The organism is Desulfonatronum sp. SC1 (genome assembly GCF_003046795.1).
Taxonomy (GTDB): domain Bacteria; phylum Desulfobacterota; class Desulfovibrionia; order Desulfovibrionales; family Desulfonatronaceae; genus Desulfonatronum.
The window spans coordinates 1-500 of sequence record NZ_PZKN01000103.1; the positions used below are offsets into that span (position 1 = coordinate 1).

Annotated in this window: 2 protein-coding genes; one reads left to right on the forward strand and one right to left on the reverse strand. The window is 50.6% G+C overall.

The window, feature by feature from the left end:
- The first annotated feature begins 17 nt into the window (after positions 1–17).
- The gene (locus C6366_RS18525; RefSeq protein ID WP_000893994.1) at positions 18–128 is read left to right on the forward strand and encodes a YshB family small membrane protein; all 111 of its coding nucleotides are present in this window, start codon (positions 18–20) and stop codon (positions 126–128) included.
- Positions 129–257: 129 nt separating this feature from the next.
- Here the strand turns inward: C6366_RS18525 and C6366_RS18530 are convergent.
- The coding region (locus C6366_RS18530) for a fibronectin type III-like domain-contianing protein (protein ID WP_199221581.1) at positions 258–500 on the reverse strand (243 nt) is incomplete at its 5' end.

Here is a 500-nt window from a genome sequence, read left to right on the forward strand (position 1 = left end):
AAACGGGGAGAGTCATTATGCTGGAATCAATAATTAATCTGGTATCGAGTGGCGCAGTTGACAGCCACACACCGCAAACTGCCGTTGCTGCCGTGCTGTGTGCCGCAATGATTGGGCTGTTTAGCTGAAGCTCGTTGTTTATGCCGGATGCGGAGAAAGTCGTAGGCCTGATAAGACGCGACCAGCGCCGCATCAGGCATCATGCTCAGATGCCTGATGCGGCGTAAACGCCTTATCCGGCCTACAAACATCGAAAATTACAACAACTCAAACTCGGCTTTCTTAACGCGTGCGGAATCAGTGCCGATAAAGACATTGAACTTGCCAGGCTCGGCGTCATATTTCATCTGTTGATTCCAGAACTTCAGCGCCTCAATATCAATCGGGAAGCTGACGGTCTGAGTTTCGCCCGGTTTCAGAGTGATTTTCTCAAAGCCTTTCAGCTGCTTCACCGGGCGACTCATGGAAGCCGTCACATCCTGCAAGTACATCTGTACTAC

What these genes read in the sequence shown, in the direction of transcription:
- C6366_RS18525 (WP_000893994.1), top strand. Translation starts at nt 18, where the DNA reads ATGCTGGAATCAATAATTAATCTGGTATCGAGTGGCGCAGTTGACAGC.